This is a genomic window from Spongiibacter taiwanensis (assembly GCF_023702635.1).
Classification (GTDB): domain Bacteria; phylum Pseudomonadota; class Gammaproteobacteria; order Pseudomonadales; family Spongiibacteraceae; genus Spongiibacter; species Spongiibacter taiwanensis.
In genome coordinates, this window is record NZ_CP098455.1 from 2,156,293 (window position 1) to 2,170,492 (window position 14,200).

At 58.0% G+C, this 14,200-nt stretch carries 12 protein-coding genes; 4 read left to right on the forward strand and 8 right to left on the reverse strand.

Going from position 1 to position 14,200, the window contains the following annotated elements; translation table 11 throughout:
* Positions 1–488 precede the first annotated feature (488 nt).
* The 3 genes from NCG89_RS09995 to NCG89_RS10000 all read left to right on the forward strand — a co-directional run bounded on the left by NCG89_RS09995 (position 489) and on the right by NCG89_RS10000 (position 3,273).
* The gene (locus NCG89_RS09995) at positions 489–1,469 is read left to right on the forward strand and encodes an integrase core domain-containing protein (protein WP_251086385.1); all 981 of its coding nucleotides are present in this window, start codon (positions 489–491) and stop codon (positions 1,467–1,469) included.
* Positions 1,470–1,473: 4 nt separating this feature from the next.
* Complete coding sequence (locus NCG89_RS16875) at positions 1,474–1,596, forward strand: hypothetical protein (RefSeq protein WP_285236374.1); 123 nt, start codon at positions 1,474–1,476, stop codon at positions 1,594–1,596.
* A gap of 246 nt (positions 1,597–1,842) precedes the next feature.
* A complete protein-coding gene (locus NCG89_RS10000; protein WP_251086386.1) occupies positions 1,843–3,273 on the forward strand; it encodes an SLC13 family permease in 1,431 nt (476 codons plus the stop codon).
* On the opposite strand, the gene NCG89_RS10005 is transcribed toward NCG89_RS10000, so the two are convergent.
* The 8 genes from NCG89_RS10005 to NCG89_RS10040 form a co-directional block, all read right to left on the reverse strand.
* On the reverse strand, positions 3,244–3,876 hold the full coding sequence (locus tag NCG89_RS10005; RefSeq protein WP_251086387.1) for a hypothetical protein: 633 nt from the start codon (positions 3,874–3,876) through the stop codon (positions 3,244–3,246). The genes NCG89_RS10000 and NCG89_RS10005 overlap by 30 nt on opposite strands.
* 63 nt (positions 3,877–3,939) lie before the next feature.
* Positions 3,940–5,103 (reverse strand): GGDEF domain-containing protein, encoded by a 1,164-nt coding sequence (locus NCG89_RS10010; protein ID WP_251086388.1) that lies wholly within the window; start codon positions 5,101–5,103, stop codon positions 3,940–3,942.
* A gap of 206 nt (positions 5,104–5,309) precedes the next feature.
* On the reverse strand, positions 5,310–7,064 hold the full coding sequence (locus tag NCG89_RS10015; protein ID WP_251086389.1) for a SulP family inorganic anion transporter: 1,755 nt from the start codon (positions 7,062–7,064) through the stop codon (positions 5,310–5,312).
* 34 nt (positions 7,065–7,098) lie between these two features.
* Complete coding sequence (locus NCG89_RS10020) at positions 7,099–8,778, reverse strand: bifunctional protein tyrosine phosphatase family protein/NAD(P)/FAD-dependent oxidoreductase (RefSeq protein ID WP_251086390.1); 1,680 nt, start codon at positions 8,776–8,778, stop codon at positions 7,099–7,101.
* A gap of 13 nt (positions 8,779–8,791) precedes the next feature.
* Positions 8,792–9,691, reverse strand: a complete 900-nt coding sequence (locus tag NCG89_RS10025) for an MBL fold metallo-hydrolase (protein WP_251086391.1) — start codon at positions 9,689–9,691, stop codon at positions 8,792–8,794.
* Between the two features lie 290 nt (positions 9,692–9,981).
* A complete protein-coding gene (locus NCG89_RS10030) occupies positions 9,982–10,257 on the reverse strand; it encodes a metal-sensing transcriptional repressor (RefSeq protein WP_251086392.1) in 276 nt (91 codons plus the stop codon).
* A 72-nt stretch (positions 10,258–10,329) separates the two neighbouring features.
* Positions 10,330–11,322 carry a cytochrome d ubiquinol oxidase subunit II gene (locus NCG89_RS10035; protein WP_251086393.1) on the reverse strand — a complete coding sequence of 331 codons (993 nt, stop codon included), beginning with the start codon at positions 11,320–11,322 and terminating at the stop codon, positions 10,330–10,332.
* Position 11,323: 1 nt separating this feature from the next.
* Positions 11,324–12,676 carry a cytochrome ubiquinol oxidase subunit I gene (locus tag NCG89_RS10040; RefSeq protein ID WP_251086394.1) on the reverse strand — a complete coding sequence of 451 codons (1,353 nt, stop codon included), beginning with the start codon at positions 12,674–12,676 and terminating at the stop codon, positions 11,324–11,326.
* Positions 12,677–12,844: 168 nt separating this feature from the next.
* On the opposite strand from NCG89_RS10040, the gene NCG89_RS10045 reads away from it, so the two are divergent.
* Positions 12,845–14,197: a sigma-54 interaction domain-containing protein gene (locus tag NCG89_RS10045; RefSeq protein WP_251086395.1), complete on the forward strand. Its 1,353-nt coding sequence runs from the start codon at positions 12,845–12,847 to the stop codon at positions 14,195–14,197.
* The last annotated feature ends 3 nt before the right edge of the window (positions 14,198–14,200 follow it).

Genomic DNA, 14,200 nt, shown 5'->3' on the forward strand with positions numbered 1-14,200 from the left:
AAAGGGCGCCCCATCGCTCGCCCTTCGGGTGCGTTGCGCTTCTCAGAATTTGAAGGGAACGCTGCGGAACTCGCCTGCGGCTCAAACAGTCCTCGCTAAAAGACTCCCTTCAAATTCCTGCGATGCTCACCGAGCTCAAAGGGGGATTAACCCCCGCACCTTGAACGGGATACGTTTTTCTTTCGACTTCGGCGGTGCCTGTTGATTTTGTAGAAGCATTAAAATCCAACCAGATTCGATGCTGCGGCCTTTCCCCCTTGTGGAGCTGCCGAGCACCGGAGTCCATCGCGGAAATAAGCAAAACACTGTTTGAGCGTAGCGAGTTTGTTTTGCGCCGCGATGGATGAGGAGCGCAGGGAACCGATGGCATCTTTTCGCCATCGGCAGCGCAGCCGGGGTGTGTAGGGTTCAACAACATAGGTAACAGTTTGTTTCAAATACATAGGTAACACATTGGTTAAATAGTGAGCACCGGATAGGAGGTGCTCATGCCTTGGCGAGATGTGAAACCGATGGACGAACGAGTGTTATTTATTAGCGATTATCTTCGCGGTGGTCGGCGCTATTTTGCTGAGCTATGCCGCTACTACGGCATCAGCCGTAAGACCGGCTACAAGTGGGTCGAGCGATACCAAGCCTCCGGCATTGAGGGCCTCCAAGAGCGAAGCCGCCGGCCTCTTCATCACCCAGCGGCGATCCCCTACGCCATTGAGCAGGCGGTGGTGGCGTCTCGTTGTATCGGTCGTATGACGTTGGGCCCGAAGAAGATCCAGCAAAAGCTCCGAGAGCAGTTTCCTGATACACCGGTGCCGTCGATCACTAGCATTCACAACATTCTTAAGCGACACGGCTTGATTGAGGCCCGCCAACCCAGGCGACGGGTCAGTCCTTATCGTGAGCCCTTTGCGCCGGTCGCTGCCCCCAATGATTTGTGGAGTGTGGATTTTAAGGGGCAGTTCAAGCTTGGCCACGGGCCGTGGTGCTTTCCGCTGACGGTGATGGATCATCACAGCCGATTTCTATTGGGCTGTCAGGGGCTTGAGGGAACCGAAACAAAGGCGGCTAAGCAAGTCTTTGAGCAGCTATTCAAAGAGTATGGGCTGCCTCGACGAATTCGCAGTGACAATGGGGTTCCCTTCGCCAGCAAAGCGCCAGGGGGCCTTTCTGCTTTGTCGGTCTGGTGGGTGCGGCTGGGCATTGTGCCCGAGCGCATCAAACCGGGAATGCCCCAACAAAATGGGCGCCATGAACGGATGCATCGGACCATGAAGCAGGTCGTCACCAAGCCCGTCGCTGACACGATGGCAGCTCAGCAGCATTGTATGGATATCTTTCGGCGAGACTACAATGAGCAGCGCCCACACGAATCACTGGCGCTTAGCGTACCTCAGGCGTGTTACAGCGCTTCGCAGCGGCACAATCTATTGGGGCGGCGGGCAGGTCTATGTGTCCCATTCCCTCAAAGGTGAGCGTGTGGGACTTGAGCAGGTTGACGATGGAATTTGGGATATCTACTTTGGACCCATTAGGTTGGGTGGCTTTAACCAGCGCAATGTTGGCGGTAAAGCCTTCCCCTATTGGACGATAAAAGTGTAACCCTAATGTGTTACCCATGTATCTGAATCATACAGGTGTGCTTTTCTTGCTTACTTCTTTTTCACATAAAAAGAAGTAAGTCGCCCAGCTGGGCGAAAAAATGCTTCCAGAAAATGAAGATAACCCGACAGAGCGCCCAAAACCCCACCTCTCCCCAACCGCGAGGGCCAAAGCCCTCACCCCCCAAAAAGTGCTAGCCTATAAACCGATCCCACCACAAAAACTAACCCCAAGGCCGACGCCAGCATGGCAACAACCCTCGCTTCCAGCGCAAAAACCATCGGCACCGCGCTGGGCCCAACGCTATTTCTGATCACCCTGCTGCTCGACCCGCCCGGGGGCTTGTCTGCCACCGCCTGGCAGGTGGCCGGCCTCGGCCTTTGGATGGCAAGCTGGTGGGCCACGGAGGCACTGCCTCTGGCGGCGGTGAGTTTGTTGCCGCTGGTGGTGGCACCTTTGCTGGAGATGGCGTCACTGTCGACGCTGGCCGCGTCCTACGCGCACCCCATCATATTCCTGTTTTTCGGTGGTTTTATGCTCGGTATGGCGATGCAGCGTTGGCATTTGCATCGCCGCATCGCGCTGCTGATTTTGTCATCGGCGGGTACTAGCGCTCGGGCACAGATCGGCGGCTTTATGGTGGCGACGGCGTTTTTGAGCATGTGGGTGAGCAATACGGCAACCAGCGTGATGATGCTGCCGATTGCGCTCTCGGTGATCGGCCAGCGAACCAGCGATGAACCCGCGGACCGAAATTTCCGGGTGGCGCTGCTGCTGGGGGTGGCTTACAGCGCCAGCATCGGCGGTGTAGCGACGTTGATTGGTACGCCGCCCAATGCGCTGTTAGCGGGGTATTTAAAAGACAGCCATCAAATCGATCTGGGCTTTGGTCAATGGATGCTCGTGGGCCTTCCTGTTGCCACCATGTTGTTACTGTTTGTCTGGTGGTGGTTGTGCCGTCGGCCGCTGCCCAGGGCAATGGATCGGGCAGGGTTGGCCCTCGACGCAGAGCGGGCGGCACTGGGGCCGATGTCGAGCGCAGAAATGCGGGTGTTATGGGTGTTTGGGCTGACCGCGGCGGCGTGGATATTTCGACCTTTACTAGCCCGGTGGTTACCGGGGTTGGACGACACCGTGATTGCCATTGCCGCGACGCTGGTGCTGTTCTTATCGCCTGCAGGGGTTGGAAGCGAGCGCTTACTAAACTGGAGTGCCGCAGAGAACATACCCTGGGGAATTCTGCTGCTGTTTGGCGGTGGGCTGGCCTTGGCGGGTGTGATTCAGAGTAGCGGCCTGGCGGTGTGGATTGCCAATAGCATGGCGAGCTTCACCGCCTGGCCCTTATTGCTCGTGGTGGCGATGGTGGTGACGGTCATTCTGTTTCTCACCGAGGTCAGCTCCAACACGGCGACAGCGGCGGCCTTTTTGCCCCTTCTCGGCGCGCTGGCAGTGGCCCAGCAGGTTTCGCCCCTGTTGTTTGCCGCACCCGCGGCGCTCGCAGCGTCCTGCGCTTTTATGATGCCGGTGGCAACACCGCCCAATGCCGTGGTGTTCTCCAGTGGTCAACTGAAAATCGGCGACATGATCCGCTGCGGGCTGGCGATTAACCTGGTGGCGATCGGGGTCTTGAGCGTGGTGGGCTTGCCGCTATTGCGGTGGGTGATTCTCAGCCAGTGAACCGCGAGGTGGATACTTTCCTGAGAAGGTAGAGGTAGGAGCGCTTGGGCCCGTGGTATCGGCCGGAAGATTGCGCTGTATGAGAGTGGAAGCTTGGTGTTTGGTAGCGCTCTCCCCGGTCTTGGTCGAAGACATTGGATGGCTCATCGAAGACATCTGGAATTTCCCCGCAGACACCTGGCGGCGCTCGTGCACCATCGCGCAGAGAAAGCGGCTCACCACCAATGTGAGCACCGCGCCCATCGAGCAGATGGTCCACAGCAAGCCAGCCAGGTGGGTTTCCGGGTGGCGCTGGAGCACGGCGGCGGTTTCCACACCGAAGGCGAGGGCGGCCACGGGTGCGGCCAGCGCTGAGATGAGAATGGTGAAGAAGCCGGGAATATGGCGGTGATCTTTACTGGCCACCTTCAACGCGGTGAGCAAGGTAATACCAACGCTGGTCAGCAACAGGCCGCACATCAGTGGGGTCAATTGCAGTAAGTGCCCCGCCGGCAGAATGACCCATAGGGTGCCGCTAAGAAGCGCCCAGCCGAACAGCAACGGCCGCCAGAGGCGCAGCAGCAGAGGGGGTTTGGCGTGACTGGGCAAGTGGAGTGTATTCATGTCACTGTTACGTGACCGTGCGGCAGTGCGGATCAATACCGCGCCGGTTGACCCGGCAACGGGCTAATGTCGGGTCTGGGCGTCGTCGGTGTTTGGATTCAGTGGCGAATTCGGGGCAGTGCCCCGGCGATCGCGTTTGGCTTCGTACATGCTGTGATCGGCGTGTTGTAGTAACACTTCATAGTCCCGGCCATGCTTGGGGTAGAGGGCATAGCCCAAGCTCGCACTGGGCGCACGGTGAAAATCTTCAATATGCATCTCGCCGCCGATTTTTTCCTTGATTTGCGCCATTTTCTGGCGGGCGCCGCTGTCGTCGCTGATCCCCTGGATCAGGATGCAAAACTCATCGCCGCCCATCCGGGCGACCAGGTCATCGTTGCGAACACTGTTTTTAAGGCGCTGGGCAAACTGACGCAGAATCTCATCACCCACGTGGTGGCCGAATTGATCATTGGCCTGTTTGAAGTAATTCAGATCAACGTAGATCAGGCACAGCGGTTGGGTGCTCGCGTTGATATGGCGTTCCAACTCACGAATAAAATGGCGGCGATTGGCGAGGTTCGTCAGTGCATCGTGATTGGCCATATGCAGCGCCAGGCCATGCTCATGGCGATAGCGGTTTTTAAGCTGGCGAGAGCTGATATCGAAATAAACAGCCGCCATGGAGATTAACCCCAGGGTGGAGAACAGCGCCAGCAGCTTGGCGTTGTGCACCGTCGATTCGTTGAGCAGGTTTTGCCATTCGACCCCGCCATCGGCCAGCGCATTTATCGAGAACCAGGCTGCGGCAACAATGCCCGTCCAGATCACGCCTGCCAGGGCATTAATCCCCAGCGTGGCAATGAGCGGCAGGGCGAGCGCACACACGTTCACCGGGGAGGCCATTCCCCCGGAGTTGGCAATAACGTAAATAAAGCCGAAACCGAGGGCAGCCATATACAGATTTAATGCGATCACGCGCTGCTGATATCGGCGCAACACAAACAGTGCAAAGGCCGCTCCGGCCACGACCAACAGACGAAAATTGCCGAGCAGTGCCGCTGCAGGCACACCATCTGGCGCGACTCTGGCCACGACGAGGCCAACTAACAGCAGATAAAGGGTGGTGATGGCAATGACCAGCACGGCAAAGCGGTGTCGGTGACGCTTTGAGGGCGAACGGCGAACCTCGCCGGGCAGGAAGGCGTCCAGCAATGGAGTGAGTTTATCGAATACGCTAGACAACATGATTGCCTGATCCCTGCGGTTTCTCAGGCGACAAATTCAGCGATCGCCGCCCACCAGACCCGAGACTGCCGCAGACTGCGTGGCGTGTAAGGTCACTTGCGAAGTTATCCTAACATCGCAGGGGCTGCCAGTGTGCGAATGATAACGATTTTGTGGGTAAGCTCGCCGCGCATCCATCCTGGTCCCGTCTTTCAGCGCTAGCGAGCTTAGATATCCCAATTTTGGCTGGGGCCGGTGCCGGGGGTGGCCGGGTGGCGGCTTAAGGAGGTTACCGCCTGATGGTGGCTCAAAAATATCTGGCCGCTCAGGTCTTGCAGAAAGTGGCTGCGCTGCAGGGTATCCATCACCGGGCCTTTTACCTCGGACAAGTGCAGCTTAATTCCGTGGTCGATCAGGCGGGTATTGATTGACTCCAGGGCCTCCAGGGCACTGAGATCAATTTCATTGACCGCAGTGCACATCAATACCACATGGCGTACCTCCGGCTGGCTCTCTAACAGGGCGTAAATGCGGTCTTCAATGTAGCTGGCGTTGGCGAAGTAGAGGCTTTCATCGACTCGCAGGGACAGGATGTCGCTGTGGGTAATCACCCTGTGTCGATTGACATTGCGGTAGTGCTCAGTTCCGGGGACCTCGCCGACCACCGCCATATGGGGCTTGGACGTTTTATAGAGATGCAGAGCCAATGACGCGAAGACGCCGCAGGCGACACCCGTCTCCACCCCCAGTCCGAGAGTGACGAGAAGCGTAGTCGCCACCGCAATAAAGTCCGATTTGGCGTAATTCCAGGTTTTTTTCAAAATGCTCAAATCCACCAGCGACAGCACCGCAACAATAATGGTGGCGGCGAGGGTGGCGGTGGGCAGATAGGCCAAATAGGGGGTGAAAAAAATCGCGGCCAGGGCAATGCCGCCAGCGGTGTACATGCCTGCCGCAGGGGTGACCGCGCCGGCATCAAAGTTCACCACAGATCGGGCGAAGCCGCCGGTAACCGGATAGCCGCCCGAGAAGGACGAGGCAATATTGGCAGCGCCCAGGCCGATCAACTCCTGGTCTGGCGAAATTTTCTGGCGGCGCTTGGCGGCCAGGGTGTGGCCCACCGACACCGACTCCACAAAGCCGATAATGGAAATGAAAATTGCCGATACCAGCAGATGCTTCCAGGCTGGGTTGTCCAGTGCCGGAATCTGCAGGTTGGGCAGCCCGACCGGGACCTTGCCTACCAGTGAAACGCCCTTCTCGCCGAGGCCGAAATAATAGGCCGCCACGCTGGTGGCAACCACCCCCAGCACCGGCCCGGTCTTGGCCAGCAGGCTGGCCGGGTAGTCAGCCATGCCGAGTTTGACCAGCAGCGGTTTGAGCCCGCTGCGCACCCAGAATAAAAACACCAGCACCGGTACACCCACAGCGACGGTGATGGGATTGGTATCCCCTAAATGGCGGGCGAGACTGATCAGCATCTGCAGCAGGTTTTCACCGTGGGCGCTGATGCCCAGAACATGCTTGAGCTGGCTAAAGGCGATGATAATCCCCGAGGCAGTAATGAATCCGGCAATGACCGGGTGCGAGAGAAAGTTCGCCAGAAACCCTGCCCGCAGCAGTCCCATGGCCAGCAAAAACAGGCCCGACATGAGCGCCAGCAACATCGCTGCCTCGAGATAGCCTACTGACCCGGTTGCTGCAATTTGCCCCACCGCCGAGGCCGTCATCAGTGACACCACCGCTACGGGGCCAACCGACAGCGTCCGGCTGGTACCAAAAATGCCGTAGGCGACTAACGGTAAAATACTGGCGTAAAGCCCCATCTCGGCGGGAAGCCCCGCCAGCAGTGCATAGGCCAGTGACTGGGGGATCAACATAATGGTGACGATCACCGCTGCCAGCATATCGCTCACCAGGGTCTGGCGGTTGTACTGCCGCCCCCATGCCAGAATGGGCAGATAGCGAGTGAGCTGATTCATCGTAGCGAAGCTCCACACAATGCGATGCGGCCCGTCATTGGCGGGCCGCATCGCTAATGACGGGCTCTGCCAACCACTCTTTACCGCGCAGCATGGCCTTCCAGTAAATCGGTGGCAGCATCCGTTCTTTCAGAAACCAGGCGAGACGGCTGGGTCGGGTGCCGTTGAGCAGCCAGGTTGGCATGCTGGGTAATAGTTTGCCGCCGTAGCCAAACTCGGCCAGGACAATTTTGCCCCGCTCGACAGTGAGAGGGCAGGAGCCGTAGCCGTCGTAGTGGGCGATGCCGCGGAGCTTGCCCATATCGGCAAGCAGATTGTTGGCCACCACCGGTGCCTGTTTGCGCGCCGCGGCGGCGGTTTTGGCATTGGGGGCATTCATGACATCGCCGAGTGACCAGATATTGTCGAACTGCTTGTGGCGCAGGGTATTCTGATCCACATCGACCCATCCTGCGCTGTCGGCCAAGGGGCTGTTGCGAATAAAGTCCGGGGCAATTTGCGGTGGGCAGACATGAAGCAGGTCGAACTCGCGCGCGACGATCGTGGTTTGGCCATCGGCGGTGCCCGTCTCAAACCACGCGGTTTTGGTGCTACCGTCAACCTTCACCAGCTTGTGACTAAAATTCAGCTCGGCCTGATATTTGTCCACGTATTTCATCAGTGCAGGAACATAGTCGGCCACGCCAAACAGGGCGGGACCGGCGGTGTAGAAGCCGACCTGGATCTGGGCCAGATGCTGCTGCCGATGCCAGTAATCTGCCGACAGGTACATGGCCTTTTGAGGTGCTCCGGCGCACTTGATCGGCATCGGTGGTTGGGTGAACAGGGCCGTACCACGGCGCAGATTTTGCACCAGCTCCCAAGTGTAGGGCGCCAGATCAAAGCGGTAGTTGGAGGTGACGCTATTGCGGCCAAGGGTGTCGCTCAGCCCCTCGATGCCGTCCCAGTTCAGTTTCAAACCCGGAGCCACTACCAGCCGTTGATAGCGCAGCAATCGACAGCCTTCGAGAATAACGGTGTTGCGCGCCGGGTCAAAGGCGGCCACCGCCGCTTTGATCCAGTCCACTCCCCGGGGGATCAGTGATGCCATGGTTTTCGCGGTTTGAGCGGGACTAAAAATGCCCGCGCCAACAAAGGTCCAACCGGGTTGATAGTAATGCACGTCTGCCGGGTCAATAATGACCACCTTTACTTCTTCGCAGCGAGCTTTAATGCTGGCCGCTGTGGCAATACCCGCTGCGCCGCCGCCCACAATGACCACGTCGTACTGTCCGAGTTGATGGGCGTCGTCTATATCGCTGAGACCGGCAATTCGGGCGGCGATGCCGGTCATATCAAAGCCTGCTTGTTTGGCAATGCTAACGATATCATTAATTGGCAGTATGCTGGATTGGCTAAGCGCCCACAGAGTGGTGCTGCGCATGCCGCTACGGCAGTAGGCGTGGGCTTTGCCTGGGCCAGTGATTAATGCGCCAAATGCGGCAGCTTGTTCGTCGGTCACTTTGCCGGAGATCACGGGTTGGTAATGGCAGTGCAAACCCGCGGCAGTGGCCGCTTGCTCAATCTCGTCAAAGTTCACCTGATCGCTACCCTCGCCATCGGGGCGGTTGCAAATCAGGGTGGTCACACCTTGCTGGGCCAGGGTGGCTATATCTGTCGGGGAAAGTTGCCCGGACACGGTGAGCGTGTCGGTCAAGGTCTTAAAATTGGTCATGGCGCAGCCTCCCTTACAGCAAATTCAGCGGGACTTTGAGATACACCGTGCCATTGTTCTCGCTGGGGGGGAGATGGCCCGCCCGCATATTGATTTGCAGGGACGGCAAGATGAGCCGGGGCATGCCGAGGGTGGCGTCCCGGGCTTCGCGCATTTGCACAAACTGATCTTCGCTGATGCCGTCGTGAACATGGATATTGGCCGCCTTCTGTATGGCCACCGTGGTCTCAAACTCCACGGCACGGCCGCCGGGCATGTAGTCGTGACACATAAACAGCCGCAGCGCAGCGGGTAAGCTGAGTAAGCGGCGGATGGAGCTATACAGTACTCGGGCATCGCCGCCGGGGAAGTCTGCTCGTGCGGTGCCGCCATCGGGCATGAACAAGGTGTCACCAACAAAGCAGGCGTCACCCATCACGTGGCTCATGCACGCGGGGGTGTGGCCAGGGGTGTGCAGGGCGTGGCAGATCAGATTGCCGATCTGGTATTGGTCGCCATCGGCGAACAGGGTGTCAAACTGGGAGCCGTCCCGGGCAAACTCGGTGCCCTCGTTGAAGATTTTACCGAAGGTTTGCTGCACGGTAATGATGTCGGCGCCAATGCCGATTCTGCCGCCGAGCTGCTCTTGAATATAAGGCGCTGCCGACAGGTGATCGGCATGCACATGGGTTTCTATAATCCACTCCAGATTCAAGTTGTGCTGGCGGATATAGTCAATGATTCGGTCGGCACCCTCCAGGGTGAGCCGGCCTGAGGCATAGTCAATCTCCATGACCGAATCTACCACCGCGCAGGCTGATGACGATGGGTCTTTCACCACATAGGAGAAGGTGTTGGTGGGTTCGTCAAAAAAGGGCACTACCTCGGGTACCTGGGTGAGGTCGACGGAAAAGGGAACCGGGCGGTAGTCCATGGTGTTTCTCCTTCGGGGCTGGCATGCAAGCCGTGTTATGCAAATATGGAATATGATAATTCTATTTAGATATAACACAAATCGTGCCAGCTAGGCCCGGCACTGCCGAATTCACTCAAGATATTGTTTTTGTTTACTTTAGCAGCGTTTTTAGTGCTCGGTATCCAGACGCTAATCCGAGGTTTTGTCATTTATGGCAGAAATCCATGTCATAAATGGCATGGTCGGCAGCAAAAACCGAGAACAGCAATACCACGCGGCCCGTGGCAGGCGGTGGGGCGTAGTGGTGATCAGGCGTATTTGCTGAGCAGCGCGGTGATATGGCGGATCTGGTCGTCGGTGGCGCCTTCGTTGGTCTCGTGCTTGGCAATTTCCTGTTGCAGGGCGCAGGCCATGGTCTCGAAAAAGGTCTTGTCCAGGGCCTTGCGGGCAGCGGAGAGCTGTTGGGCCACTCGCTCGCAATCCTGGTCTTCCTCCATCATCCGCTGGATGCCTCTGAGCTGGCCTTCAACCCGTCGCAGTCGGCTGATCAGCGCTTTGCGTTTTTTATCCCAATCTGAGTCCATCTGTGATTGCCGTCCGCTCTTAATCCCAACAGTATACCCCGCAGGCACTGACACTCGACACTGCCCGGCAGACTACTCGTAACTCAGCGCGGTCGCCTTGCCGTGGAAGACGCGATACACGATCACGGTATAGACCAGAATCACCGGCACCGTAAGCACGACCCCAACCAGGGTAAAGGTCAGTGATTTAACGGAGGCCGCTGCCTGCCAGATGCTCATCTGACCGATGATGACGTCGGGAAAAATACTGTAGGCCAGACCCAGGGTGGCCAGCACACATATGGCGACGGTGGCGGCAAACAGGCGCCACCCTCGGCCGCGGTAGATGCCGTTGTCGTCTCTCAGCAGCATCACAATGCCCGCGTAGCAGGCGGCGCTGAGCAGGGGAATGGGCGCCATATACAGCGCGTTAGGAAAGCTAAACCATTTGTCGGCGATCTCGTTACTGACGAGGGGGGTGGCGATGGACACCAGTAACAGGCCCAGGCCCATAGGCAGTATTGCGCCCCGGGCCCAGGCAATGCTCTTGGTTAGCAGTGATCCTTCCGCCTTCATCATCAGCCAGCCACAGGCCAACACCAGATAAAGGGCCGGTAAGGTCAGGCCGATCAGGGCGGAAAAAATCAGACTGGTCGTATCGCCTCTCAGGCCGCTGACATAGGCGCCGAGCATCCAGCCCTGGGCAATGGCGGCGGTGAGCGAGCCGACAAAAAAGGCGCGGTTCCATAAGCTTTTGTGCTGATCGCCTGCCTTCACCCGCAGATCAAAGGCGACCCCTCTGAGGATCAGGCCCATTAGCATTAACGTGGCGGGCACATACAAGGAGGTCAGGATCACTCCGTGGGCTAATGGAAACGCGATCAGTAACACCCCGACACCGAGAACGATCCAGGTTTCATTGGCATCCCAGAAGGGGCCTATGGAGGCAATCATCATGTCTTTTTCGGCTTCATCGGCTAGGGGGAGTAACATCCCCACGCCGAGATCGTAGCCGTCGAGCACCACGTAGATCAGCAGCGCCAGGCCCATGATGCCCACGTAAATAATGGGTAACCAATACGCCATGTCAGGCCTCCCGGTTAGCGCTGGCAGCGCTTGTCACTGGAATCAGGCGCAACGATGCCGCGGGTTTGCGCGACAGATTTCGCAGTGCGCCAATGTAGGCGACGAGTAAAAACGCATAGAGCAACAAGTAGCCCGCCAAGGTCGCTGCCACGGTGTTGCCAGGGTGGTCGGCGACCACGTCGGATACCCTCAGCACACCGTCAATAATCCAGGGTTGGCGGCCGATTTCGGTAACGTACCAGCCGGCCAGCACCGCCACCCAGCCGGAAAAAGTCATTAACGACAGGGCTCTCAACAGGGGCTTGTTGGCGGTGTGTCGGCCGCGCAACTGCCAGGTGCCCCACCAGGACACCAGTAGCATCAGGCCGCCCACTGCGAGCATTACCCGAAAGGACCAGAACACCATCGCCACGGGCGGGTGTTCTCCTGCAAACGCATTGAGCCCTTGCACCACGCCATCGGTTTTGTGGGTAAGTATCAGGCTGGCGGCGTAGGGAATTTCAACAGCGTAGTGGTTGCGGCGCGCAGCCTCGTCGGGCAGGGCAAACACGGTAAAGGGCGCGCCGGCATCGGTCTCCCAGATCGCCTCCATGGCGGCGATCTTGGCGGGTTGGTGGGCCAGGGTATTCAGGCCGTGCAGATCGCCCACAAAGATTTGCAATGGCGCTAACACGGCGGCCAGAAAAACCCCGGTCTTCATCACTTTCCAGGTGGCCGGGCCATCCACATTTTGCAGTGCGCGCCAGGCGCTGACCCCAGCGACCAGAAAGGCGCAGGTGAGCAGTGAGGCCAACAACATGTGGATGAAGCGATAAGGGAAGGAAGGATTGAAAATCACCGCTAGCCAACTTTCTACCATCACTACGCCGTCCTCGATCCGATAGCCGGTCGGGGTATGCATCCAAGAATTGAGGCTGAGAATCCAGAAGGCGGAAAGGGTTGTGCCAAAGGCGACCAAAAAGGCGCTGAGCAGGTGCATGCGATTAGACACCCGCTGCTTGCCAAACAGCATGATGCCCAGGAAAGAGGCTTCCAGAAAGAAGGCAGTCAGTACCTCGTAGCCAAGTAAGGGGCCCGCCACGTTGCCCGCCCGCTCCATAAAGCCGGGCCAGTTGGTGCCGAACTGGAAGCTCATGGTAATGCCCGAGACCACGCCCATCGCAAAGGTAAGGGCGAAAATTTTCACCCAGAAGTAGTAGGCGTATTCCCATGCTTGATCGCCGGTTACGGTGAAGCGCAGACGAAAAAACAGCAGCAGCCAGCCCAGGCCGATGGAAATGGCGGGGAATAAAATATGAAAGCTAATATTGGCGGCGAATTGGATGCGGGCCAGCAGTAAGGGGTCGAGATCCATGGGTTTCCCTTGTGTTTCGCTCGCAGGATAGACGGTGGCGGGCGCTACCAGGGTTTAGCAAAGCCGATACCAGCTTGGCGACGCAGGCGTAAAAATCTGTAACACCCTGATAAGAATAATTTATTTTCTCGAAGTGGAGAGTGGTGAAGCGATAATCGGTTTCTGGCATTGAAAGACTTTGCCATAATTGGCGAAATCCATGACAAAGTTGGCATCGCCATGAGCGACCCGGTGAACAACCTTGATATCGGCGCCTTGCTGGAGGGCTTCGATCATCCCGCGATCCTGCTGTCGAATGATTATCAGGTGCTGGCCTGGAACGACCGCTATCGCGCCAGCTTTGGTGACATTCAGCCGGGCCAGCACTGCTACCAGGTTTCCCACGGCTACGACCGGCCCTGCGATCAGGCCGGAGAGAGTTGCCCCATGCAGGCCTGCCGCGGCTCGAAGGAAAAGGAGCGGGTGCTGCATATTCACAACAGCCCCCGTGGTCGGGAGCATATCGACGTGGAAATGCTGCCCCTGAAGGACGTAAATGGGGAGCCGCGCTATTTTATTGAGGTGTTAAAGCCAGTCGGCTTTGCCAGCGCTGAGATCAGCGGCGAACAGATGGTGGGCCGCAGCCCGGCGTTCACCGAAATGGTCGATCTGATCAACCTCGTCGCCTCTCGTGACAGTTCAGTATTGCTACTCGGCGAATCCGGCACCGGCAAAGAGCTGGCCGCCAAAGCCATTCACGAGGCCAGTTCCCGAGCAGGCGGCCATATGGTGACGGTGGAATGTGCCGGGCTGACAGAGACCCTGTTTGAGAGCGAGCTGTTTGGCCATGTGAAAGGTGCTTTCACCGGTGCAATCCACAACAAACCCGGCTTGCTGCAGGAAGCCGAGGGCGGAACCCTGTTTTTAGACGAGATCGGCGATGTGCCCTTGGGAATGCAGGTGAAACTGCTGCGCCTGCTGGAAACCGGCAGCTATCGGGCAGTGGGCAGCACCCAGCTCAAGCGAGCCGATTTTCGGCTGGTGTGCGCGACGAATCGCAATTTGCCAGAGATGATCGCCGAGGGACTATTCAGAGAAGACCTCTATTATCGGATCAATACCTTTCCAATTTCACTGCCACCGTTGCGCCAGCGGCGTGGGGACATGGCCCTGCTCTGCAAGAGTCTGTTGAGCAAATTGGCGCCGAAGGAAAGCTACGTGGTGGCCGACTCGGCCATCAAAGCCCTAGAGGAGGCGCAGCTGCCGGGCAATATTCGCGAGTTGCGCAATGTGCTCGAGCGGGCCACCATTTTCTGCAAGTCCAATGTGATCGACCTGCCCGTTATTCAGCGTTGCCTGACTGAGCAGGGAGCACAGCTCGCCGGATCGGCGTCCTCGGCGCCAGAGCAATGGACCGACCTCAAAACCCAGGAGCGTGATTACCTGCAGCGCCTGCTGGCATATTGCGGTGGTAATAAAGAAAAAGCGGCCAAGATTGCCGGAATCAGCCCGCGCTCTCTCTATCGAAAGCTGGAAAACTAAACC